General features: G+C 39.9%; 11 protein-coding genes. 9 read left to right on the plus strand and 2 right to left on the minus strand.

Going from position 1 to position 26,068, the window contains the following annotated elements; translation table 11 throughout:
* Window positions 1-50: 50 nt before the first annotated feature.
* The 4 genes from ACT29I_RS04880 (at window position 51) to ACT29I_RS04895 (ending at window position 8,008) form a co-directional block, all read left to right on the plus strand.
* A complete protein-coding gene (locus ACT29I_RS04880) occupies window positions 51-1,817 on the plus strand; it encodes a type VI secretion system Vgr family protein (RefSeq protein WP_444792800.1) in 1,767 nt (588 codons plus the stop codon).
* Between the two features lie 101 nt (window positions 1,818-1,918).
* Complete coding sequence (locus ACT29I_RS04885) at window positions 1,919-3,199, plus strand: hypothetical protein (RefSeq protein ID WP_444792801.1); 1,281 nt, start codon at window positions 1,919-1,921, stop codon at window positions 3,197-3,199.
* The gene (locus ACT29I_RS04890; protein ID WP_444792802.1) at window positions 3,196-7,353 is read left to right on the plus strand and encodes a DUF6531 domain-containing protein; all 4,158 of its coding nucleotides are present in this window, start codon (window positions 3,196-3,198) and stop codon (window positions 7,351-7,353) included. Before ACT29I_RS04885 ends, ACT29I_RS04890 begins: the two co-directional genes overlap by 4 nt.
* 34 nt (window positions 7,354-7,387) lie before the next feature.
* Window positions 7,388-8,008, plus strand: coding sequence for a pentapeptide repeat-containing protein (locus ACT29I_RS04895; protein WP_444792803.1), 621 nt, complete (start codon window positions 7,388-7,390; stop codon window positions 8,006-8,008).
* A gap of 930 nt (window positions 8,009-8,938) precedes the next feature.
* Here the strand turns inward: ACT29I_RS04895 and ACT29I_RS04900 are convergent.
* Window positions 8,939-9,403 carry a hypothetical protein gene (locus tag ACT29I_RS04900; protein ID WP_444792804.1) on the minus strand — a complete coding sequence of 155 codons (465 nt, stop codon included), beginning with the start codon at window positions 9,401-9,403 and terminating at the stop codon, window positions 8,939-8,941.
* An 825-nt stretch (window positions 9,404-10,228) separates the two neighbouring features.
* On the opposite strand from ACT29I_RS04900, the gene ACT29I_RS04905 reads away from it, so the two are divergent.
* Together ACT29I_RS04905 and ACT29I_RS04910 are read left to right on the plus strand one after the other, a co-directional pair.
* Entirely contained in the window at window positions 10,229-12,841 is a 2,613-nt protein-coding gene (locus tag ACT29I_RS04905; protein WP_444792805.1) for a fibronectin type III domain-containing protein, read from the plus strand.
* A 278-nt stretch (window positions 12,842-13,119) separates the two neighbouring features.
* The gene (locus ACT29I_RS04910; protein ID WP_444792806.1) at window positions 13,120-13,365 is read left to right on the plus strand and encodes a hypothetical protein; all 246 of its coding nucleotides are present in this window, start codon (window positions 13,120-13,122) and stop codon (window positions 13,363-13,365) included.
* Window positions 13,366-13,856: 491 nt separating this feature from the next.
* Here the strand turns inward: ACT29I_RS04910 and ACT29I_RS04915 are convergent, their stop codons facing one another.
* The gene (locus tag ACT29I_RS04915) at window positions 13,857-16,982 is read right to left on the minus strand and encodes a glycoside hydrolase family 2 TIM barrel-domain containing protein (RefSeq protein WP_444792807.1); all 3,126 of its coding nucleotides are present in this window, start codon (window positions 16,980-16,982) and stop codon (window positions 13,857-13,859) included.
* A 1,061-nt stretch (window positions 16,983-18,043) separates the two neighbouring features.
* Here ACT29I_RS04915 and ACT29I_RS04920 point away from each other — a divergent pair.
* From ACT29I_RS04920 to ACT29I_RS04930, 3 genes are read left to right on the plus strand one after another with little or no spacing between them, the layout of a single operon-like run.
* On the plus strand, window positions 18,044-21,982 hold the full coding sequence (locus ACT29I_RS04920; RefSeq protein ID WP_444792808.1) for a T9SS type A sorting domain-containing protein: 3,939 nt from the start codon (window positions 18,044-18,046) through the stop codon (window positions 21,980-21,982).
* Window positions 21,983-22,020: 38 nt separating this feature from the next.
* Window positions 22,021-23,457, plus strand: a complete 1,437-nt coding sequence (locus tag ACT29I_RS04925; RefSeq protein ID WP_444792809.1) for an arylsulfatase — start codon at window positions 22,021-22,023, stop codon at window positions 23,455-23,457.
* A gap of 50 nt (window positions 23,458-23,507) precedes the next feature.
* Window positions 23,508-26,060 carry a hypothetical protein gene (locus ACT29I_RS04930; protein ID WP_444792810.1) on the plus strand — a complete coding sequence of 851 codons (2,553 nt, stop codon included), beginning with the start codon at window positions 23,508-23,510 and terminating at the stop codon, window positions 26,058-26,060.
* The last annotated feature ends 8 nt before the right edge of the window (window positions 26,061-26,068 follow it).

Here is a 26,068-nt window from a genome sequence, read left to right on the forward strand (position 1 = left end):
GATAATATTCTTATCACAAGATTAATCCCATTGTTATAATCTGCTATATTATGTCGTTGTTGTCGAAAATAGATGTCCGGATAAATGATAACGAATTGAAGAGTTTTCTGCATATCACGGTCAACCAAAACTTATATGGGATAGATAACTTTGAGATTGTTTGTCGTTATGACGACCTTGAGAAACTGGATGGTTTTGTGCTTGAAAATACAAAAGACTTTTTGGGCACTCCTATCGTTATTCAAACAACCATCGAAAGAAACGAAAAGGAAGAAGACGGATTTTTCTTTAAAGGTTATGTCACCGAGGTGCAGGGTAACCGCAGTTATATGGACAACAATAACCTGATTGTAATTTCAGGAGGCAGTGCCGAGATCATCCTGAACCGTAAGCCTACCAACCGGGCATTTATCGAAAAAAACCTCGGCGATATTGTAAATGAAGTTCTAAAACCTTATGGCCTAAGGTCAAAAGTATCCCCGCGTAACAGCGACATGTTTCCTTATACCGTTCAGTATGAAGAAAGCGACCTGGAATTTTTAAAGCGCCTTGCCATCCGATATGGAGAATGGTTTTTCTTTAATGGACAGGAAGTGGTGTTTGGAGAGCTTTCCTCTAACGAGGAGGAACTTATAATGGGTATTAACCTAGATGACTTGCAATATCAGTTGAGGGTGAAACCGGTAAATTTCAGTCTGTTCGCCAATGATCCGCTTAAGTCTGATGTTTACAATTTCCAGTCTGGATCCGCAAAAGTAGAATCCAACCTGAATTTGTACGGAAAACATGCCCTAAAAAAATCCAAAGAACTGTATGCCGAAGAAGGAAGAGACTTTTTTGAGCATCTCAACGCAGAAGAAACCAAAGTAGAAAAGGCCTTGAATAACGCTGGCGAAACGGAAGAAGCTGTTGATGCGGTGAATCTTAGTGATATCTCCGGTTCTTCAACTGCAGGTTTTTTATCCGCAGGTTCTAAAGTGAAAATTGCCTGCCCCGATGCCGAAGGGAAAAACAAGGTGGATTTCGGTACGCATTGGATCACCACGGTACAGCATTATTTTGAGAGTACGCTAAAATATCAAAACCAGTTTACTGCAATACAGGCGGAAACAGCCATTCCCGAAAATGCCGATCCTTACTTTGTGAGAAATAGTTACCAACAATTTGCAAAAGTAACGGACAATGTGGATCCTGAAAAATTGGGGCGGGTTAAAGTAAGCTTTAATTGGATGGAAGACCGACAGGATACACCATGGATAAAAGTAGTGACACCATACGGCGGAAAGGATTCAGGTTTTTATTTCGTGCCGGCCATCGGATCCCGTGTATTGGTGGGGTTCGAAGATGGAGATGTGGAAAAACCATATTGTATTGGTGCCTTGTTCGATAAAGACAAAACACCCGATTCCGCCTGGACAGGTAACCACGATGATGCCAATGCCAAGGTACACGCTATCCGCACCCAAAGCGGGCAAACCATTGAGTTGCATGATGAAGGAGGTAGCGAAAAAATTAGGATCTATGATACCGGCGGGAAAAATGAAATTACACTGGACAGCGCTAACGGTGAGATCAGTTTGAAAGCTTCAAATAAGCTTAGTATTCAGGCCAAAGATATTGAGCTGAATGCGGATAATGGAATCAAGTTTAATGCGACGCAAGATCTGGAGCAATCAGGGATGAATGTCAAGATCGAAGCAAAATCAAATGCTGACCTAATCGCAAATGCAGCTGTTAAAGTTGACGGGAAAGCAAGTGCCGAAATTTCATCTACAGGTATAACTGCTGTGAAAGGAACAACGGTAAAGCTTAATTGATCCAACAATGATTTCTCGCACTTTTTTTTAAAAGGACTAATTGTTGATCTCGTGTTCAATTCATTCATCGGACCAATTTGCACAAATGAGGGACTTTAATTATGGACAATCCTATCGTACAACGGTTAAAAAAACTCACCTTCTTATGGTTGGAATTCACCGATGAGAAAGAAGCACGGATATGTCGTTGGTTGGTTAAAGCTGATGAGGTAAGTATGATAAAAACATTTTACCAGCTTCAAACTTCGGAAGGAAATGACACAGCCGATTTCTTCATTCAACTTTCCGCACCGTTAAACTCTGTTGTTGATTACTCCTCCGGTGTTAAAAATGAGTTCCTGGATATTATAAAATCCATTCAGGAAGAATCGGATGAGGAAGATATAAAAAGCTGGGGTGTCAGTAAAAAGTTCATGGAAGATTCTACTTTAGAATCCGCATTAAAGATATTTGAGCGTTTTGCCGAGTGTCTGAAACTTCCGGAGGGTTTTTTGGTAATTTACCTTACCCCTGCATCATTAAAAAAACAAGCAGATCTGATTGAATGGTTACAGATTGCCCTCGAAATCGGGATTTCAGAAAGAGTCAGGTTTATGATGATGGATGCTTTGGAAGATCCACTACTTGACGAGTTGTGCGAAAACTATCCTCAATTAGCACATACGATTGAACCCAATTTAAATATGAGTGCGGCAGTCAAAAAACTAGCTTCGGCAGGGGATGCTTCCGATCCCGGCGTTAAGTTCCGTAAAGCATATGTTTTATTGACACAGGCTATTGCTAAACAGGATATGTCGCTGGTGAAAAAGACATCTGAAAAGGCTTTTAAAATTGCCGATAAAAACAAATGGCCTCATATGAAGGTGGCCGTAAAAATGGCTACAGCCGGAGCATTCTTAGGGAAAAGCGATTACGACAAAGCGTATGATTTGTACGGTGAAGCGTTTACCTATTCTGAAGACGCTTTTAAGGAAGGTGATATAGCTAGTGGTAAATTGGCCGTAACTACACTCTTTTCGCAAGCCTCGGCAATGATTGGTGCGAAGAAATTTGATATTGCACTTGAATCATATGAGCGGGCCATTCCTTTTGCCATTAAAACAGAAGACTTTTATAATCAGATGGAAGCCTGGCGTATGGCCGGATATTGCCAGTCCCGGTTAAAGAAATATGATGCGGCTTGGGAGGCTTACGCAAAGGCCCTGGATTCAGGGGAGAAGTTGGATGAACAGCTCCGCAAAAGTAGCACGCTCCCTTTTGTAGGATACGAATTAAAGTTATTGGCAAACAGAACCGATCATGCCGATCAGGTGGATAGAATAGAGGAAAGGATGATACACCTGGTGGGTGAAAACTGGACCGAAAAACTCGAAGTGGTATGATGCCTGCAGCCAAACATTTCGACCCTGTTATGGGAGTGGATGTCCATATGATCCAGCCTCCGGGACCCGTTCCTCCTGTTCCGATCCCCCATCCTTTTGTTGGTTTTTTTATGGACCCGGCAGATTATGCTCCGGTGATTGGTTCTACGGTCTATGTAAACGGAGTGCCAAGGGTACAAGCAGGTTCCGGGAGTAGTGTTCCTTCCATTGTTTTTCACATCCCCATGGGTGGCACCTTCATTAAACCCATAGGGAATGAAGGTGAAGCATATATGGGTAGTTCCTCTGTGTTGGCCGAAGATGAACCCTTTTCTTATTTGTCGTTACCCGTTTTAAGCTGTAGTTGTATTGGCATGCCACCTCCACCGCGCAAAAAAGGCGGGGGAGGAGGACTGATGCTGCCAACTTCAATAGTGACGCCCATCCCGGCCGGTGCACCTGTTCTTGTGGGTGGAGCACCTACAATCTCTTTAATGGCGGTGGGGATGAAACTGGGAATGGCGGGTTTGGGTAAGCTGGCCGGGAAACTCCGTAAAATGCAGAAAAGCAGCAAGCGGATGAAGAAAATTTCGGACAAGCTTCATAAAGCTGCTGATAAGATAATGGACAAGCTGGGCGTTCCTCCCAGTGTTCGCAATAAAGTTCATCGGGGTATCTGTTCGGTTACCGGTCACCCGGTAGACATTGCGACAGGGAAAGTATTTACGGAACATACCGATATTCAACTGCCCGGACCAATACCATTCTCCTGGGAAAGAGTTTATTTTACTACATCGATGTATGAAGGCCCTATGGGTCATGGTTGGCATCATAGCTACGACTTGGCGCTATATTGCGACCGGGAAGAAGAAATAACAGTTGTGCGGTTGGCCGATGGCAGAATGGCCGAATTTCCAATCCTAAAAAAAGGCGATCGGCATTTTAACAGAAAAGAAAAACTGACACTGATTAATGATGGGAAAAGATATATTTTAAAGGATCAGTCCGGTTTATGGTTAATCTTTAAAAAACTGAATTCTTCGCCCGATATTTATCGTTTGGTTTCCGTCGGAAACCGCAATAAACACAAAATTAGCTTTACGTATGATTATAAGGGGAACCTGGAACAGGTTATGGATAGTGCGGGAAGAGAATTGCAGATAATAAGCGATGAAGAAAATCGCATTCGGGAAATATATGGGCCACATCCCAATGAAAAAGATGAAACAATATTACTGGTTTCGTACAACTACAATAAATATGGCGATTTAATCAAAGCGGATGATGCGTTGAAGCAATCGTTCTGTTATGATTATAAAAACCATCTTTTAATAAAAGAAACCAACCGTAATGGTTTGAATTTTTATTTCGAATATGAAGGCAATGATGAAAATGCCCATTGCATTCATACCTGGGGGGATGATGGGATATATGATCATCAACTGACTTATTTTCCCGGGGACGGCATGACCATTGTTGAAAACTCCCTCGGCCACAAAACCCATCACTATTACAATTCCGAAGGGGTTGTGATTGAGGTAATAGATGCTTTAGGTAACAGTTCATACACTAAATACAACGAGTTTAACGAGGTAGCCGAGGAATTGGATGAATTAGGCAGGACGACCGGGTACGCTTACGATGAAAGGGGTAACCAAATTTCTATTGTACTTCCGGATGGAGCTGGTATTTCCATGGAGTTTGATGAGGAGGATCAACTGGTTGAAGCAATTGATGCGGTTGGTGGTAAATGGCAATGGAAATATGATAAATACGGTAACCTTGTTCAGCGGAAAGACTGTCTAAACCGTTTCACGCAATATAACTATTGGCAAGGACTTTTAAATATGGTCACCGATGCGGCAGGAAACAATACCAGGCTGGATTACGACAAGTGGCTCAACCTTTCGAAGCTGGTAACGCCGGATGGAGGTGAAAGTCAATGGGATTACGATTTTCTTGGGAGATGTATAACCGTTACCGATCCCAACGGTAACATTCAGCGACGTTACTTTGATGAACTGGGAAGGGTGATAAAAGTAGAAGAGCCGGACGGTAATACCCGCGAACTCAAATACGATGGAGAAAGCAATGTGCTGCAAGCCAAAGACAAGCAACATGATGTGGCATTTACTTACAAAGGGATGAACCGACTGGCTTCGAGAAGCGAGGCAGGTACAACAGTTAAATTTCATTACGATACCGAAGATCAGTTAACGGGAATCACCAACGAGCAAGGTTCGGTATATCGCTTCGAGTTAGATCCATTGGGAAATGTATTTAAGGAAATCGGTTTTGATCAACTGACCCGAACCTATTATCGCGATACGGCAGGACAAGTCATTAAAGTTGAACGGCCAGAGGAAAAGTGGACTAAATATGAGTACGATCCGGCAGGACGTGTGACCCGGGTTAACTACCATGATGAAACCAATGAAAAATATGAATACCGGGGTGATGGGGAATTACTTGGAGCTGAAAACCAACATCAGAAAGTACAATTTGAAAGGGATCTGTTCGGACAGGTAAGCAGAGAAGTACAGGGTGAATTTGAGGTAGCATCTTTTTATGATATACTTGGACGAAGAACCAAATTAACTTCTTCTTTAGGTGCCAATATCGATATTACCCGCAATGCCATGGGCGATGTGGAACATTTGGGTGCCCAACAAGGTGATGGGATAACATGGAATGCCGTTTTTAACCGCGACAAGATGGGCTTGGAAATTGAACGTAGTTTGCCGGGGGGAATACGCAGTATCACCAAGCGTGACAAACTGGGGCGACCTATCCATCATATTATACGTGGTTCAGGTGGTAATTTTATGGACAAACGTTACCAGTGGGACGTAAACGACCGTTTGCGTAAAATTCTCGATGCCCACCATGGAACCACCTCCTTTGATCATGATGCATTGGGTAACCTGGCCGGGGCACAATATGGCGATGGCTCATTTGAGTTCCGCATGCCCGATGCCGTGGGCAACTTGTTTAAAGCAAAGGATCAAAAAGACAGGAAGTACGGTCCGGCCGGACAGTTGCTGGAAGCCATGGGTACCACCTACGATTACGATGCCGAAGGCAACCTCATTAAAAAAACGGAAGCCAGTGGTAAAGTCTGGTTATACCAGTGGAATGCCTCCGGTATGCTGGCCAAAGTAATACGACCCGATGGTTATGAGGTAAGCTTTACCTACGATGCCCTGGGACGAAGACTCTCCAAAACATTCCATAACAAAACCACCCGTTGGGTTTGGGACGGTAACGTGCCGTTACATGAATGGGTTGAAACAGCAATACAACAGGAAACAAAACAAGATTATTCAACAAAAGGTCCGGAAAGCATAAATAAAGCTAAAGAACTAATTTCAAACGCACCTGCCAATGGGCCACCATCAGCTGTAACAACCTGGGTTTTTGAACCTGAAAGTTTTGCAACTGTGGCCAAGCTAGTGGGAGAGGAACGTTTTAGCATTATCTCCAACTATTTAGGTACCCCCACCCAAATGTTTGATGCCGACGGAAAACAAATTTGGACTGCGGACACCTCTATATACGGAGATTTATTAAATTTGAAAGGGCGCAGGGATGCCTGTCCGTTCCGCTACCCCGGACAATATGAAGATATTGAAACCGGACTGTATTATAATCGGTTTAGGTATTATGATCCGCAGAGTGGCGGGTATGTGAGTCAGGATCCGATAGGGTTGGCAGGTAATAATCCGAATATTTATGCTTATGTAAATGATGTTAATCAAATTATAGATCCCTCCGGTCTAAGCTGTGAAACAACTAAAATATTACGTAAACACGCTAAAGCCGCCAAACGGGATGCAAGACTCACTCCTAAGCAACAAGCTTCAATTCAAAGATCAAAGGATATGGCTAAAAAAGCTAAGAAAGCTGAGGTCAAGGCACATCATGAAATGATGGCTAAAAAAAAGGAACGGTTATATATGGGAACTCAAGTTGATACCAAATTTAAGCAGAAAGTAGATGCTGATCCAGAACTTAGTCATTTAAGTACAACATCCCGTGGAGAATTCGGACCAGATGTTTATGATCCTAAAACTGAAGAATATTGGGATTTAACAACTGAAAAAGATTGGGAAAGAGGTACGCATCAAAAAAAATATGATAAACAATTTGGTGAAGGTACAGGAGTTTTTTGGTAAGTTTATATAAAATTTAACAAAGTATAATTTGTATATGGAAAAAAAGTGGGAATTGAAAACAAGAATTGTTGAAGAAGAGTTTAATGACTTAAATTTCTCACAAATAAATTTTAACAGTGCTGTATTTCAGAAAGTTAAATTTAATGATTGCATATTCAGTAAATCAAATTTTAAAGGGACTAAAGTTTTTGAAAGTTTATTCAATAATTGTAAGTTTTTAAAATTGGATTTATCAAAGTCTACATTAGGAAGTAATGACGGCATTTATAAGAATTGCGTTTTTGAAAAGTGTAATTTCAAGGGTAAAGAATTTAATTTTACCAGATTCTCAGATTGTATATTTAATAAATGTACAATAGCAAATATTAATTTTAATGCCAGTAGTTTTGAGAAATGTAAATTCGTTGGTAAGATAGAAAATGTTAGCTTTAATGGTATTTATGATACAAATAAAAGTACATATAAAACATTAGTAGATGTCGATTTTAAAGAAGCGACCTTTGGGGATTTTGTTACATTTTTTGATTGTGATTTGTCGTCATGTATACCTCCCGAAGGTAAAAAATTTGATGATCTCCTGTATTATATTTATCAAAATAATACAAATGTATTAAGTACAGGAACAAAGGATAAAATAATAATAGAGCAATCTTAATCTTTCTCTACTCGCCCAGCTCGCTCGGATTTGTAATCCGAGCTTTTTCTATAATAACAATTTATCTTTGAGCCCTCGCTATCGCACGATTGCATCGTGTGATTTAGACACTTAAAACAGAAGCTGTTATTATAAATGATGTAGCTTTTGTTTGATAATTAATCATACTTGGCAAAATACATAATGAAGAGTTGAGCTTGGAAATTTAATGCGTAATAATGTAAATGTTTTTGTATTTAACTCTATTTGAGTCACACGATACAATTGCACGACAGCGGGATTTTTGTTAAAGGGTTGTGATGTAGCTTGAAATTAAGGCAAATACAATGGTGACAATGTTTCTGCTTTAGATGTAAAAGTTATACCATTTTAACTATGAAGTTAGCACTGGGTTTTATGCCGATGGATTAATGACAGCGTTAAATGCGAAGCAAATTTAACGCTCAGTTCATTAACCAATCGGTATTACATATTAACAGCAATATTTCTTCTCAAGTCGTACAAATTTTCTCTCGGACCGTCTAAAACGCTTCACGGGTGGCACAAAAGTTCTCTCTGGCATCCGACACCTTTTCTCTGGCGACAAAAAAGTTCCAACTGGCGGGTAAAAACCTTTATCGGGCGGGTGATCATTCCTCTCTGGCGGCATGAATATCTTCGCTGGTGGTATAGATTTATTCTCTGGTTGAGAAATCCTCCAATTACTTCCATTTTTTGGCAGGATATTGGGAAAAAGGATATTAAATCCAGCCCAAGTCTGTCATTGATATTATTTTATCCATTTAGGCAATGTCACCGAGTGGTAACCTTTATATATCCATACTTTTCGTAATATCTGACCTCTACTACCACTTCCTTTACGAGGCATATCAAGCTTGCCATTGGGAACCATATCACCAACATGGTACAGGTTTCCTTTAAGGTCAAAGGTTACAAACTAACGATCCGCATACCGGTTATTGCTGCTCCATAATTCTGGATTACGACCTGTCTTATTTCGGTATCGTTATCCGCCACCCACAGTCCGTCTTCAATATCAAAGAATTCGCATTCCCTGCCGTGTCGGGTGGATACACGGTAACCCATAGTATGGTTGTGGGTCCAAAAAATGCAAGTCTTGGACGCGCTTAGGTTTACAAAACGTTGCACATCAATAAACTGGTTAACAGCACGGTCGTTGCCCACTATTCTAAGTCCCATGCCTAAGGTTTGGGCAGCAGGGGAGTTATCATACCTTCGCCATACGGCCATTAGCGCGTTCATTTGGTGTCCACTTAATTGCAGTTCGTTAAAGCTGCCTAAGCCTCTACCTAATTTCAGACACTTTTTTGCCCACTGCAAGGAAGCCACCGTACATATTCCCTGTTCTGCGCCCTGGAAGTAGTTGTTACTCATTGGAAAAATTCTTCTTAAAGCCATTGTTTCTCCTCCTAATTTTTTAATTGGAATAATGAATCCAAGTTAGTGTATAGATTTCCGGGTGTCAATGTAAAAAGAGTGTTTCAACTGATTGTGCCAAATTGTTTTCAATACAACAATGTTGCATGTGAAAATATAGCCAGGATATAAATAGGGCTGTGGTTTGTACGGAATGAAAGAATGAAGAAAGATCTGTTGTAAAAGTTTAAACCCGGAGTATGTATTGGAGGTTCGTCATGAGCATTGCAAGTACAATAAAACAAGGCATTACTGAAACGAGGCATCACTTGTCACGATTACTTTCGGGAGCATCGTTCTGGTGAGTTGAAGTGATGTAACGAAGTGCCTTGTTTTAAAGTAATTTCAATGGGTAATAGAATTTCTAATGCATATTGCGGGTTAAAAAGAGTTTTAACATGAATTTCTCCATGGAGTGTACAAATGACTACGATTTCTATTGATGGGTAATTCTGCTTAATATTTCCAAAACTTACAAGCGCAATAAACTAAAGAAGTGAGAGCAAAATTAAATTTCAGAACTTGATCCAAGAATTTTATGGTAGTTAAAAAGTTTTTTGTTTTCATTCATCAACAATATTACTTCTTGTGTATGTTGTTGCTGAATTTAGACCTCCGCAACAAACAAAAGTCTTTGAAAGATAAGAGTGAATAATAATTCATATCAAATGCATTTAAAGTAATAATAATTGATTTTAAATCCTATATAATGTAGGTATGTTTATAACATAATGGTATTGAATAGTATACTTTTGAATTTAAGGATAATATTTAAAATCAATTATGAAAAAAGTGAAATTTTTTACGTTAGTATTAGCATTTATTATCGGGTTTAATACTATTCAATCATGTTTGCTTTGCAGGAAATTATCTGCCCAAACAAAAATTATAATTAACACTTCAAAAGGTCATGAATTAGAAGAAGGTTGTAGTGGTTTTAATGTGCGAATAGCAGACAAAGTATGGAGTTATTCGCATCCCGATTTTAGAAAAGCCGTTCATGGTTTAAAACCGGGCTGGTTAAGGTATTTTTCCGGAACGATGGGAGATGCTTTTAACAGTGCTACAGGATTGTACGATAAGGATTATGCCATGATGTTTGATCATCAAAAGGCATATTTTACAGGTTACGAATTTACCCAGGTCAAAGGGCCACATCGATTGATCGATTTATATGAGTTACTGGGGGAAGTAGGAGGCAAGCTGATCGTAACAATCAATGGTTTTACGGAAACCCCGCAAGTGGCCAAAGAATTAGCGCGATTTTGTAAAAACAACAATATACAAGTTGAAGCATGGCAGTTTTGTAACGAACCATATTTTTATGTCCCGCATAGGGATCGCTATTGGTGGAATGACGGCTACGATTATGCGGTTAAGATGAGACCCTATGCTGATGCTATTAAAGGAGTATTCCCGGATGCTAAGCTGGCGTTAAATTGCACCTGGGACGGAATTTGGGGATTTATGAAGGAAATTCATCAATACCAGGAAGAACACGGGGCTTATTGGAATGTTTTCTCCAAGCACTCTTATGCACCGCATGTGGGAGGCAATGAGCCCTTTGAAAAAGGGTTCAAAAGGGTAAATACCAAAGTTATCGAAGCAACCTCTCCGGCAGCCATGCAGGAAATCGAGGATTATACCTGGGATGGAGTTCCGCTGATGATTACGGAGTTTGGTGTTTGGAACAAACCTTTGAATGGGATTGTTTCCGCTATCTATAATGCGGAATATACTTTACGTCAATTGCAACACCCCAACGCTTTTTATATCGGCAGTCACGAAATAAGTAACAAGTACTGGCCGGGAAAAAACTTAAACAATGTTATTCGGGAAGCCTATAAGAAAGGTGAGAAGATAAATACCGACGAATTGAGGACGGGCATCCGAAAAGATGACGAAGGCAAGGCGATAGAATTGATTCATGAGGCGACCAACAATAGTGTGTATACCTGGAATACCATTATTGAAAATAATGTAAAAGTAAACGGTTTAAAAAACGAACAGGTAGATGGTTTATATGCCAGGGCATTTAAAGGGATCAATGGTCATGATTACTTAATTGTCACCAATCGTTCACCCCAAAATCTCCCTTTGGAAATATATCGCGACAACAGTCGACTTCAAGAAAAAGTATTGTGCAGGTATATGTATTCCAAAGTGGCAGAAAACAAAAATATTCCTGTTCATGAAGAGGAGATGAAAAGCAAGGATATTCAAATCCGACCTTATTCAGTAACCCTAATCATGTGGGAATCGGAGGATAAATATGCACCTGCCGCACCGCGGATTTATAAATCAAAGGTGGTAGAGAAAGGCATTGCGCTAACCTGGTGGAAGCGGGATATTGCCAACGGATATAAGGTGGTATACGGAACAGATGAGAATAGGCTTGAAAACGAACTGGAGCTGTCCGGATCGAATAACACCAGTACAACCATATCAAACGTTACGGTTGGGAAGGATTATTACTTTGCGGTTAAGGCGTATAACAATGAAGGAGAAAGTTCTTTGTCGCCTTTGGTTCATTTGAAATACGCAATGCCCGGACAACCTGCCATTTTTAAAACGGCCCGGCGAGATACAACCATAACCGTTATGTGGGAGAGTGTTAAAAATGCAAGCGGATACAGGGTACTTGTGGACGATGGGAAGAATATCACCGAGTATGACGCTAAAAATGTTTTCGGTTACCGTATTGAAGGATTAAAGTATGACGTTCCGTATCAAATTAGTGTTTTTGCTTATAATGGATTGGGTGTTGGCGATAAGTCTGATGTGCAAATGGTAATCTGTAAAAAGAATCTGCCGTTCCCTCCAAGAAATATTTCAGCAAAAGAAACAAAGGAAGGTAACATATTTTTAGAATGGGTAGCCCAGGACACTGTCAATCCTGACGTAAAATACAGGCTTTACAGGGGTGAAAAATTGCATGAGTTGGAAGTCTTAGCGGAAGATATCATAGGAAATTCTTACCTGGATGAATCTGTTGAACATGGAGATAATTACTACTATACCGTCAAATCATATAATACGGATGGTGAATGTGATTTCTACCCGAATACGGCCACTATTATAAAACGCGACAACCAAATAGTAATTGAGGTAAAAGATATTAAAGAAGAAGAACAGGTTTACCTGGTAACGGTAAGCTTCACCAATATTAAATTGGACGGTGATGTCAGGTTTGGAATTTCAGTAAGCGATATCTCCTATCTGAATGTTGAGGAAGATTTGTATGAAACAACAGCGGTGGAAGATGGAGCGTTTACTATTGGTATTCCTAAAAACAAATTTAAAAAAGGCAGGACCTATGCCGTTAAAGGGTTTGTAAATACCAATGGGAAATCGATTTTTAGTTTGCCGCCGCATAAAAACCTAAAAGTTAAATGATAATGGCGAATTGGTGAGGAATAACCACAAAACCAATTACCACCCATTATGCGCAGGTAAAGGAAATATATACGAAGGAGGAGTGAGGGTTCTTCCTATCATTTTCTTACCTCCAAGCGAAACGAAAGGGAGCGTTGTGACCAGCCTGTCATTGCTCCCTATTTTTACCCCGCGCTGGCCGAACTCGCAGGGCTGTGCATCCCTCGGGAAGTAAAACCTAACATGGACGAGTTTGGTTGCCTGGTTAAAAGAGGGGAATGGAGTTATAAAGAGAAGCCATGTTTTGGCATTATCCCCATTGCTATATTCAAGGATCTACGCCAAATAGTGCTGTGCGAAAAGGAGATTTTAAGTTGATTCAAAAGTATAAAGATGATTCCTGTGTGCTTTATCGTGTAAAAGACAATATCGGAGAAAGCAATAATCTATTGCCTATAAACCCGCAATATGCATTAGAAAATCTATTACACATTGAAATTGTTTCAAAACAAGACACTCCGCTGCCTCACTTCAACTCACCATAACGATGAAAACCTAGTAAGATTGCACTTTCAATGTTCATGACGAAGTTCTAATGCATAATCCGGGATAAAACCTCAAAAAGCAAAGGGGCTGATCTTGTTATTAGAACACTGGAGGCAGGAAGTAGAAGCACAATTACCATCCGAAAACCCAAATTAGATACCTGAGAAATGGAATAAGAGGTAAAATGGACAATAATAAAATAGATTGAAACTATAGAGGTAATGCTGTTAGCCGCTCATGAATAATCCCAAAATTGTCATTCGACTTCACCGAAATACCAATTCGATCAACAAAATCTGAATGATTACTTAAACATGGCAATGTTAGATTTTCTATTCCGATAGCAATCCGGACGGCTGATGCCTGCTGACAATAAAGAACTATTCAAATTCCGAATGACAGCTCTCGGATAATTTTACCCCAACATTTTACAAGGGAAACTTTTAGGAATAAAAAATAAGGCCGTTTAAATGAAACGGCCTTAAAATTATTACTGAATTACTGGCATCAAACTGAAGCTATAATTATACGCCTTGTCCGTAAAATAGATATAAGGTTTATGCGGTTTGGCACCCCAACTGGTATCCCCGCCAACACCCATCATTTTATGGTCGATATGTAACTCTACAAAATCACCTTCTTTTAAGTCCGCTGGTGTTCGAAGTTGTTTATCCTCACCCGGATCCAGTTCTTCGGTGCTGTAATGTAAAGCATTAAACTCGATAGGTTGTTCCTGGGCAATAACTTTTAAACCTAGTCCGGTATGATTGATTAATTGTAACCAACGGGTTGCTGTTTTGTGACCATTCTCTTGCGGCCGATTATAGGCATAGTATTGGTCAGCTACTTTTGATTGATACAGGCCAACAAAACTGGCTGTGTTTCGGTCGCAATAATTTTCCCATGGACCTTTTCCGTAATACTGCAGATTTTCAAACTCCTTTTTAAATTGCATTTTCATGCCAATTCGTGGTATTTCAGGAAGCTTATCTTTTTCCGCTTTAAAAGCATAGGAAACATCCACCTGACCAGAAGCATAAACCTGATATTCCATTTTTACTATTCCTTCAACATCGGGTAAATGGTGAGTTGTTTTTATAAGAAAGGAATTCTTGTCTTTCATCTCAGATGTAAATGTTTTTAGAGACGCATTGTACATCGCTCTTTTCCATACTTTAGCTCTTTTCTGAAGTTTGTTCCCAAAATCGTTGTCCGTCGGTGCTCTCCAGAAAGAGGGTTTTAAAGCGGAGTTCATTATTTCTTGTCCATTAATTTGGTAAGAAATAATTGCTCCAGAGGATTTAGCAAAAGTCAGGTTAAAGTGATCTCCCATCACAATAAGCTGATTTTCCGTATCCTTTGTTTTTAAACTTGCACTTGAACCGGTTTTCAGGTCAGGTGACTTAAAACCTGATATGGCTATTTGTTCAGAAGCTATCTGATGACCAATGGGTAGTAATGGATGATAATTAGCTTGGGTAGCATAAAAGTTGATAAAATATTCTTTGCCGATAGTCAGGTCTGAGTGCCCCAAAGGAAGCTTAAAAACCTTTTTTGATTGTGGCGCTATATCATTGGCTCTTATGTGACCGGATAAAACAGGGTTGCCATCTTCAATTAATTCCCAATGAATGGAATACGCATCTAAATTTTTGAAGAAGAAGTCATTCTGAACAGTTATTTCTCCGTTATCCAGATTAAAGTCTTTGAAGTTTATATTTTGATAAACCTTTTTAACTTCAAAAATACCTGGGTGGGGTGTCCAATCCGGGTTAATAATCCCGTTCATGCAAAAGTTGTTGTCATGATCCATTCCTTCAGGTTCGAAATGGCCGCCATAAGCCCAAAACTGTTTGCCGTTTTCATGTGTCTTAACCAGGCCCTGGTCCATCCAATCCCAAATAAAACCACCTTGTACCTGAGGATATTTATGAACCAGATCCCAGTATTCTTTAAAGTTGCCGTTACTGTTGCCCATGGCATGAGAATATTCACACCAGATAAAAGGACGTGTTTTGTCGGTGCCGACCCAATTGTTCTCAATGCTTTCGATTCTCCGGTACATATCTCCCTTAATGTCGGTATGTCGTTCGGTAATGTCAGTCATTCGCTCGGCTCTTTCGTAATGAACAGGTCTGCTGCCGTCATAAGCATGGGCAGCTTTGTAGGCCTCTAAAAAGTTTTGGCCGGTTCCGGCTTCGTTACCCATGCTCCACACAATAATGGAAGGGTGATTTTTGTCGCGCTTAATCATGTTCATTACCCGTTCGATATGGGCTTGTTTGTACTCCGGTTTTTCGGCCAGGGTATTTTTCGGTTCATACCCCATCCCATGCGATTCTATATTGGCTTCATCATAGACATAAATGCCGTATTGATCGCAAAGCTTGTACCATTCCGGGTCGTTCGGGTAATGACAGGTTCTGACGGCATTAATATTGAAACGTTTCATGGTTTCGATATCCTTTATCATGGTTTCCCGGTTAACAACATGGCCGTGATAGGCATCGTGTTCGTGTCGGTTCACTCCTTTCAACAACACCGGTAGGCCGTTAATCAATAACTGTCCGTTTTTTACTTCGGAAGTTCTGAAACCAAGTTTCACGGAAGTAGCTTCCGTTACTGTTCCTTTTTTATCTTTTAAGGTAAGAAGTAAGGTGTACAGTTGAGGATTTTCCGCAGACCACTTTTTAACATTCGGAATGTGTCCCTTAAACTGAAGCCATTCACTCTTCTTAGGTGATAATATTGTTTTGGAAATGCCCGATAGTTGGGTGTTCCCTTCGGAATCCATTAGTTGATAGCTTAGTTCTATTGTCGATTTCTTTTTAGAATGATTTACTAATTCCGTTTTCAGGCTAAAATCACCTTCGGTATAGGTTTCGTCCAACAACGATTTGGCAAAAAAGTCACGGATATGCACTTTGTGGCGAGCAAACAGAAATACATCGCGTTGAATTCCTGATAATCGCCAAAAGTCCTGGTCCTCCAGATAACTGGCATCGGTAAATTGGAATACTTGTACCGATAACTTATTCTTACCAGGTTGCAGGTATGGGGTGATATTAAATTCGGAAGGCAACTTAGAATCCTGACTGTAACCTACTTTATGGTTATTTATCCAAATGTCGAACCCGGATTTCACAGCACCTAGCTGAATGTATATTTCCCTGTTTTGCCAATTTTCCGGCATATCGAAAAAAGTGACATAGGAACCAACAGGGCTGTAATTATCGTCAATATATGGAGGGTTCTTTTTAAAAGGGTATTTGGAGTTTTTGTAATTTTTGAATCCATATCCATACATCTCCCAGTTGCCGGGTACAGGAATTTCGTCCCACTCGTTCACATCATAAGATGATTTATAAAAATCGAGCGGGCGTTCGGAAGCTTTTCCAACATAGTTGAATTTCCATTTGCCATTCAAACATTTAATATAATCGGCTTGATTGATATCGTTTTGCAACGCTTTATCCAACGATTCAAAAGTGTAAAAGGTAGCTCTGGCCTCTTCGCGGTTTTGCTTAAAAAATTCTGGATTTTCCCAATGGTTTTGAGCAGAAATAACTTGGCTGAGGAAAATTAAAACAGTGTAGATCAAATTCTTCAATTGCATGAGTTCGTAATTATGGTTTAAAAATCAATAAAGAAATCAATCAAATGTATAAATAAATTACGTGTTGGCTACATGATTTATATGGCTAAAGTTCTTAAAAAAAGAAATTTCCAATCCGGAGAAATATAATTCAAGAATATTTAAGCGTGAATATGAAGGATTGTAAGGTGTAGAAATACAACCATAAACTACGAATTTTGAATGGTGAATAATAACAGATGAATTATTAGTATGTTGCAACATAATTTTGCCAACTGGGCGAGCTCATTAAAAACCGAAAAAGAAAAAGACAGTAGCCGCCACATCTTGAAGGGTGTTTCCGGTAGCATCGTAGATGATGAATTCTTGCTCATTTCGGAGTTTTCACCCCCTGCTTTAAGATGAAATTTACTGTTGTCAGAATCGAAAAACAGTACATCCGGGCTTTTCACTTCCCCTTGGACGGGACATTATAGATGAGGCGATTGTTATTCGAATTGAAGAGGCAAAAGCAACTGTGCAGGGTTTGATTATAGCCGGACACAAAGAACCGGGCATTATATTAAAGAAGTTGTTGAAAACTACTTCAAGATAAGGCGTTTCATTAACTTGATTCAACGCTCCAGAATGATGCTCCCGTAATGCGATGGGACTACCTCACGGAGGATTTCGAGGGTATGCCTCGGTCAGGTAAAGCTTTGTTTTATTTATTACATCATTGCTTTACTCACCATTTTCAAAGTAAACTTTGGTACTGCTTTCATTCATAGCAATAATTACCCTATCCATGTTCATGACGAAGTTCGAGTCCATAATCCGTGTTAAAGGGTTAACAGTGTGTGGCATTTCTTTCATCGGCATATGCTTTATCTATTAAGCCAGACTTTTTCCGACCAACATCATGAGGCAGGTAATAAATGCTTTAGCTAGTTATGTGATTGATGAACAACAGTAAATGAATTATAATTTTTAAAGAAATTAGAAATGAATCATAGATAAAGAGAAATGGCGTTTGTGTGTGAAGTATCCCTGTTAATATTCGTTAATTTTGTTTAGTAAGTTGATAAAGGGTTTTAATTTTTATGAAAAGATTTCTACATATTTTTTTAGCGATTATGCCAATAATGGCATTTGCACAGAGTACGTTTAAAGTAACATACGATTTTTCATCGAATATGGGCGCATCGGTAACGGGTGCTGATGTGGTTACACCCGAATTGTCAGTTATGGGAGGTAATAAACTAACCTCAATAGGCACAGTAAATGATGGAGGGACATCTGCTTATCAAAGTCATATTGTTAACAACAATGCAACCAACTATACGAATACTTTTGCTCGGTTCGATATCAAACCAAAGTCAGGATATACCATTAAAGTTAGCAAAATAACGGTTACCCAAAGAAGCAGCATTGCCGGTGTTACAGGATTATCTCAAACTTATTTGTTTAGAATTGGTTGTACGCTAAATGGGTCAACGCCGGTGACCTCCAATTCCGATCAATCCACAGGGAACATTGTTTTTTATGATACCTATCATTCTGATACTTTTTTGCCCGGGGGGAGTGTAAACTCAGCCGGTGGCGACAACTATGTTTCTGCTTGGATTGCTGCCAGAGGGAAATCTAATTCCAATGATGAATTTGACTGGTATATTGATAAGGTAGAGATTGAAGGAAACTATGTGGCTATTTTGCAGTTGCCTGAGTTCAAGGTTAGCTACGATTTTGAGAATTCAAGTTTGGGTTCAGTTATTTCCGGAGAAACACAATTGTCAGCCTCCGACATAAGTGTCAATGCTAATTCCAGCGGAGTAACCAGTGGAGGCAGGATATGGTTAAAAACCAATTCTAATACCAATTCTATTGGATACAAAGCAATGGGATTATATTGCGATATCACTCCCAACTCTGGTTATGAAATAGTACTTAAACAATATCGATACACACATGCAGGAAGTGGTGTTGCGGGTGAGTCTCGGGTAAGCAGGGTAGGTATTTATCGCGATATATCCAGAAGTAAGGATGGTGTGTTAGTAAAAAAGGATGACTTTACCAGCTATGCTGGGCGGGAAATTTTCGGAGATGATGTAAATGGCGGTGATTTAAAAGTATCGGAAATAAGCGATGATTTTACCTTTGATACCCAGCATTTCTTTACGTTTAGTGTAAATCGTTGGGGCGATCCTGCCCAGTCGGAATACTGGACGGTTGATGATTTGTCGATGGATGGTTATGTGATTCCAGCCGGAAGAAGTGCGCTTCTGATTGCGCTGGTTGAAGGTCAGGAACGATTATCACAGGCAGTTGTAGGAACCGGTTCAGGAGAGTATGCCGAAAATGTTTTTGATACGTACCAAGCTACATTAGTTGCTGCAGCAGATATCATGAAAAATCCAGATGCTTCACAGGCAACTATTGATGCTACTACATCAGAAATCCAGGATGCAAACGGTCAGTTTGTGTTAGACGCCAATAAACAGGTGGCCACATTAACGGTGGATGACGCCAAGGGACATGATATTGTTGAGGGACTGAGCGGATATAACAGTCGTTTGGCAGATAGTGGCTGGAGCTTTAAGAACCCCGAATGGAGACAAGCTATGCAAGACGTTGGAGGAGGATGGTTGCGATATATGTCCGGTACACGTAACAATGCTTTTAATATGAATATTGGTTTGTATGAAGTTGAAGACCTGGATCAATTGATTGAAGATGGAGAGACAGCAAGTGGAAACGTAACTTGTCATAAGAGGGTAGAGGCCAAAGGTCCGCAAACAGTTTATGATTTATACCAGGGATTGGGAGAGATTAATTCCCGTTTGGTGGTAACGTGGTCGGGTTTTATCGGAGAACCGTGGGAGGCAGCTTTGTTTGCAAAATTCTGTAAAGACAATCATATAGAAGTGGATATGTGGCAGTTTGTCAATGAGCCGTATTTTCATTTGCCTAACCGGGGTTCGTATTTCTGGAACGACGGTACGGATTTTGCCCGAAAAATGCACCCTATCGCGGATTCCATAAAAGCCTATTTGCCTGACGCTGTTATGGCTCCGAATGCCAGTTGGGACGATCCGGGTAATGATTTTTCAAGAGGAATAGCAGACTATTCACCCCGCTTTTTTAATGCTTTCTCTAAGCATTCATATGCCGCATATAATACAAATACATCTACACCAATGGATGAAGCAGTAAAAGAGTTGGTTGGGGGGATGTACTATGGAGGAACTGAATCATACCAATCCATTCTGGATAATTATGGAAACGATATTCCTGTTTATATCACTGAATATCAAACTTGGAATACTGTATCTAGTAAGATCATGATGACCGGCATTTATATGGCTGAATATATTTTACGTATGACTGAGTTTTCGAATACTAAATTATTAGGTAAACACAGCAATGTATCCACAGCTAATCCATATAATTATTATTCTTCGGAACTGGAAGCTGCTTACAATAATGGAACCACTTTAACTGGAGTGGATGAGCTGGTTTGTGGTTACTATTTAAGCGTAGAAGGGAAAGCCCACCGTATTATTAATCACGGAATTAATAAAAGTGATTATCGTTATCAATCCACCATAACTGGTGATGTAATGGTGGAAGCAGACAATAAGCATACTGCTGTTACCCAGGTTCCGGCCTTATCAGCGGGCGTTTTTAAAGGAACCAATGGAAAGAGGTACATAATAATAACCAATAAGTCAGGTGTGCTGCATAAATTGGATGTGCAAGGGATAACCTTACCTTCAGAAGTAGAGGTAACTTATATTGCATCAGATAAAGCAACCACTGAGAATTCAGACATTAATGAAAAAGCAGAGACGCAAGAAAGTGACAATATCATTATTCGTTCTTATAGTGTGAATAGAATCGAATGGTTCCAGGGGGATATAGCGCCGTCGCCCAGCAGAATATACGATGTAAAAATTAATAGTGGTCAGGTTAGTTTAAAATGGTGGACAAAGGAAAATGCCGACAGTTATATAATCTATTATGGTAGTGATAAGGAAAACTTGAGTCAGTCACTTGAAATCTCAGGAGGAAAAACCAATTCGGGCACGGTTACCGGATTAACCGATGGTGCTACTTATTACTTTGCAGTAGCGGGTAAAAACAGTGTGGCGGAAGGAGTGAAATCGAATGTGGTGGATGCAAAGATGGCATTTGCTGATGCCCCGGTTCTGGTTTCTGCCAACGGACGCACTAATACCCGATTAGACGGAATCATTACTTTATTATGGCGCAGTGTACCAGATGCTCATGGATATAAAATAAAATATGGAACTTCATCAGGCGCTTATACCAACACGATTGATGCTGGTAATGTTTCTGGATTTAGGATGAGCAATTTACCGGTTGGCCAAACTTATTATATTAACATTGTTGCTTACAATGGTTATGGTGAAAGTGCTGAATCAAATGAGCTGGAAGCTACAACCACCGAAATGCGACCCGTGTCTCCTCATCAGGTCAGATTATCGGAAAATACAGTTAATGGTGAGTTAACTATTCAATGGGAAAACTCATTGGATTATGCTTACGGGGCAACATACAATATTTACCGAAGCGATAAGGCTTATAGCGATTATGAATTGGTTAAAAAGGGTGTTACAGGAACATCACATACCTTTAATCCCAAAGAAAAGCCTGGATTGTGGTTTTATACTGTAAAGGCAGAAAACACCAATGATGAGAGCTTTTATTCTTCAAACAAATATACTATTACTACCACTGTGGATACCTGGGAGGAGGAAAATTCAGTTCATGATTTAAGTTATTTTGACCATCCGGTTAGTATTTATCCGGTTCCGGCTGACGATATGCTTCATATTGAGGTAGGTCAGTATCCAGGTAACATTCATTATAAACTTATCAATATTAGTGGTACAGTTTTGAAAACAGGACAGGTAATAGAACACGAAGAGATACAGGTTTCTGAATTGTCAACCGGAATATATATTCTTCTTTTTATTACAGAGGAGGGTATGTTCCAAAGGAAGATACAGGTAAGATAATATGCCAAAATGAAATGATTATTAAGAAGTAAAAATTTATGAAACTAAACGTTGTAATATCGGTCTTACTCATTTTACTTACCGTAAGTTGTAAAAGCGTTGAGGCAAAAAAAGAAACGAATAAACCCAATATCATTTTCATTATGGCGGATGACCTGGGCTATGGTGACTTAGGTTGTTATGGGCAAACTAAAATTAAGACACCTAATCTGGATAAAATGGCAGCCGAGGGCATGAGGTTTACAGATCATTATGCAGGCTCAACAGTATGTATGCCATCACGAGCCAGTTTGTTAACCGGATACGATCAGGGACATGCTTCGGTGAGAGGAAATCCTGTTTGGACACAGAGTGGCAAACCAGTTAATCTTAAGCCAAGTGAGCTGACGGTGGCCAACGAACTTAAACAAGCAGGTTACAACACAGCAATTATTGGTAAATGGGGTCTGTCAGAAGGTAACACCGAAAGCAACATGCCTTCGGAGCATGGCTTCGATTATTTTTTAGGCTACAAAAAACATGGTCATGCGCATCATTATTATTGGGATACCTTATATCAGAATAATGAAATTTACCTGCTTGAAGGTAATGATTTTAAAACCAAACTAGGTAAGTATACCCACGATGTGTTTGTAAATGAAGCTTTAAACTACATCCAAAAAGAAAAGGATCAACCTTTTTTTCTGTATTTGGCATTAACCATTCCACATTTAGAAATCACAGTTCCCGAGGAATCAAAAGAGCCTTATTTGAATTTGGGTTGGCCCAAACGCAAAATGAATACCAAAGGACATTATAAAAACGATGCGGAAGGCAATACCTCATTTGCGGGAATGGTTTCGCGTATGGACAGGGACTTAGGTGTACTGTTTGATAAGCTGAAAGAGTATGGGATTGATGAAAATACTATTGTGTTTTTTACCAGTGACAATGGCCCTGAATATGAAAAGAAAGATAGGTTTTTCAATAGCAATGGGGACTTGCGTGGTGGAAAACGTGATTTATACGAAGGAGGAATCCGCATTCCATTCATCGCTCGTTATCCGGGAAAAATTAAAGCAGGTTCGGTAAGTGAACACCCCTCAGCTTTTTGGGATTTTTTGCCAACAGCTTGCGATTTGGCAGGGGTTGAACCTACGCACAAAGATATCAATGGAATCTCATTGCTTCCTGAGTTGATGGGTAACAAGGAAAACCAACAAAAACATGAATTTCTATATTGGGAGTTTAACGAACGTCAAGGCCCTATTCAGGCCATCAGACAAAAGGATTGGAAACTCGTTTGGAAATTGGAAGGCGAGCCTGAACTATATAATCTCTCCTCTGATATAGCTGAATCAAATAACCTCGCATTACAAGAGCCAGAAAAGCTAAAGGAGATGCTTGAAATACTAAAACAGGTGAGAACGGAGCATAGTGAATTCCCACTAGAAACGAGGGCGCTGGCTTTAAGGAAAAGAAAGAATGCTAAATGACGTAGAACCTGGCATAGAGCTAATATTAGAATTTGAGTAATCCACAATTTATGATGATGCAGACCAGGAATAACTTATTGTCGATCTCCGTTTTGTTGCTTTTTACATTTTGCTCTAAAACGGAGCGGTTACCTGTAATTGATTATAAGTTTGAAAATGCGGTAGTGAAAACCGGCGGAGATAAACTTATTGTCTCAACCGGGAAGGTTGAGCGAGTTTGGAAAATGACGGATGCTGGATTACGAACAGTCAGTTTTCGGGATTATAAAAATGGAGAAATACCAACGGTCCAACCAGAAGGAATTGAGGCAGACTGGGCTTACTTTGGTTTAATCGATGGAAACACAAAAGGGAAATTGATAAGCCTGACGGCTAAAAAATCTAACGATGAGAATTTTACATCTGACCATATTGAGATTGTAGCAGAATTTAATTACCCCCAAGTAGAAAGTGCAGTCAAATATGTAATATGGGCTTATCCTGATGCTCCCGGTATCAGGACGCAACTTTATATTAAAGGTAAAGCTGATAAATACCTCAGCAAACCTGGTTTGAAAAAGAGGGAAGATGTTCAATTTGATCTTGTTAGCGGCTTGAAAAAAAACGATTATGCTGCCGGTGCTTTTGCTGAGAGGTGCATAACAACAACCCTTCAGAGCGAAACATCAGTTCAGTTTCATGCGAAAGGTTTGGAAATGAAAAAACAATATAAGTTAGGTTTTACCTGGTGGGATTTTTCAGGTAAAGGAATCGTTCAGGATGTTCGCATTACCAGTGTGGATGGAGAAACCAATATGAAGGTTGTTTCATCCGCAAAGCTTCCTGATTTTAAAAATAGCCGTAAAAAATATGAAACAATCATCGTCGATCTTCCCTCGGAAGCGTTAATGGATGGAACCTGTCGTATCTTTTTTGATAGGTTAAAAGGGGATAAAGCACAGGTTTCAGAAATATTCATTTATGAAAAGGGTGATCGCGAAATAGAAGTGACCAATGGCACGTTGGAACGTTTAGATGAAATAAGGGCTGATAAACCATTGGGATATTCGTTAGTAGGATACCTGGATTGTGGAGAACCTATTCAAGGCGAAAAAAGGATGGCAACCGGACGGGTTGATTATCTACCTGTCAATACTGCGGGTACCCAACGCACCTACATGGGGTATTATAACGATACGCAGCACAGAAATAAGCCGGATACACCCATATTAAAAGAAAAAGTTACTGTAGAGGATGTTGATAAGGTAGAAAAGGTAAACTGGACTAACATGGTTCGCATCGACAAAGATGGCAAAGGAGTGATGATGGTGAAAGAATCGCATAAATGCGTAAACCAGTATGGAGTGGAAACCGGAGAGTTCCTGATTGACCATAGCGGTCTGAGAAATACAGGAACCTCTTTGTTTCCTTATGAAATTTCAGCAGATGAATACAAATGGTGCTGGGCATCATGGAGCATACTATATGCAGGAGGTCAGGATGAATGTGAATTGGCATTGAAGCAATTCGATCGCTTGCGTTATCCTGTTGATCCGAACCGGGATATATATGTGCAGGCTAATACATGGGGGTCGGGCCATGGCCGGGAAGCTTCAAAAGAACTTAATGTGTTACGTGAGTTGGAAAGTCAGGCTGACCTGGGAATTGATATCCAGCAGATTGACGATGGCTGGCAAAACAAGCAATGGACATTGCGCAAAGACTGGTATCCTGATGGATGGGCCAATGTAGTCGCTAAATCCAATGAAACAGGGGTGAAAATTGGACTATGGGCAGCGGCGATGCCAGTAACCTACGAATCCCTGAAATGGAATTATGATAACGCTGGATTTTTAACCTATAAACTGGATTTTGCCAGTTTGGGAAATCATAGCAACATGGAGAAACTTATCGGTAAAATCAGAAAGTTTGTGGCCTATACTGACCATAAAGTGCGAGTAAATTGGGATTTAACAGAAAATGCACCCCGTTTTGGTTATTTCTGGGCCCGTGAATATGGGTGTATCTATCTCGAAAACCGCAAACCCGATAAGCCGGAAAATGTAGTTTATATACCGCATTTGGTTTTGAGGGATATCTGGCATGTATCTAAATACACGAACATCAATAAATTTCAAACTTCTATTCAAAATATAGAAAAGACCAATAGAAGGGTGAGTGATGCATATTTGCACAACCATCCTTATGCTGTAGCCATTGGATTAGTTGGTACCCCCTTATTCTTTCAGGAAACACAGTATTATTCTGATGAGGCAAGAAATCAAATAAGACCTTTGCTGGCGACCTATAAAAACTATCGCGAAGAGATGTACGATAGTTATGTTTTTCCGCTGGGGGATGAACCAAACAATGGGAACTGGACCGGGTTTCAATGGGTAAATCCTAGCGGTAATACCGGTTATGTGATGATTTTTAGAGAACTAAACAATAGCGAATCAAAAAAGGAAATCGCAATCAGGTTTTTCAAAAATAAAACGATAGAGCTAACAAATATCGAAACCGGTGAAATAAGGTCAGATACAATTAATGAAAAAGGTGAATTGAAATTTGAGCTGGAGCAACCAGCCAGTTTTAAGTTTTTGCGATATGAGGTTGCCAAATAAAAAATACG

It is taken from the genome of Saccharicrinis sp. GN24d3, assembly GCF_052400645.1.
Taxonomy (GTDB): Bacteria; Bacteroidota; Bacteroidia; order Bacteroidales; family Marinilabiliaceae; genus Saccharicrinis.

What these genes read in the sequence shown, in the direction of transcription:
- ACT29I_RS04900 (WP_444792804.1), bottom strand. Translation starts at nt 9,403, where the DNA reads ATGAGTAACAACTACTTCCAGGGCGCAGAACAGGGAATATGTACGGTG.
- ACT29I_RS04910 (WP_444792806.1), top strand. Translation starts at nt 13,120, where the DNA reads ATGTTTTGGCATTATCCCCATTGCTATATTCAAGGATCTACGCCAAAT.
- ACT29I_RS04880 (WP_444792800.1), top strand. Translation starts at nt 51, where the DNA reads ATGTCGTTGTTGTCGAAAATAGATGTCCGGATAAATGATAACGAATTG.
- ACT29I_RS04885 (WP_444792801.1), top strand. Translation starts at nt 1,919, where the DNA reads ATGGACAATCCTATCGTACAACGGTTAAAAAAACTCACCTTCTTATGG.
- ACT29I_RS04920 (WP_444792808.1), top strand. Translation starts at nt 18,044, where the DNA reads ATGAAAAGATTTCTACATATTTTTTTAGCGATTATGCCAATAATGGCA.
- ACT29I_RS04915 (WP_444792807.1), bottom strand. Translation starts at nt 16,982, where the DNA reads ATGCAATTGAAGAATTTGATCTACACTGTTTTAATTTTCCTCAGCCAA.
- ACT29I_RS04930 (WP_444792810.1), top strand. Translation starts at nt 23,508, where the DNA reads ATGATGATGCAGACCAGGAATAACTTATTGTCGATCTCCGTTTTGTTG.
- ACT29I_RS04925 (WP_444792809.1), top strand. Translation starts at nt 22,021, where the DNA reads ATGAAACTAAACGTTGTAATATCGGTCTTACTCATTTTACTTACCGTA.
- ACT29I_RS04895 (WP_444792803.1), top strand. Translation starts at nt 7,388, where the DNA reads ATGGAAAAAAAGTGGGAATTGAAAACAAGAATTGTTGAAGAAGAGTTT.
- ACT29I_RS04890 (WP_444792802.1), top strand. Translation starts at nt 3,196, where the DNA reads ATGATGCCTGCAGCCAAACATTTCGACCCTGTTATGGGAGTGGATGTC.
- ACT29I_RS04905 (WP_444792805.1), top strand. Translation starts at nt 10,229, where the DNA reads ATGAAAAAAGTGAAATTTTTTACGTTAGTATTAGCATTTATTATCGGG.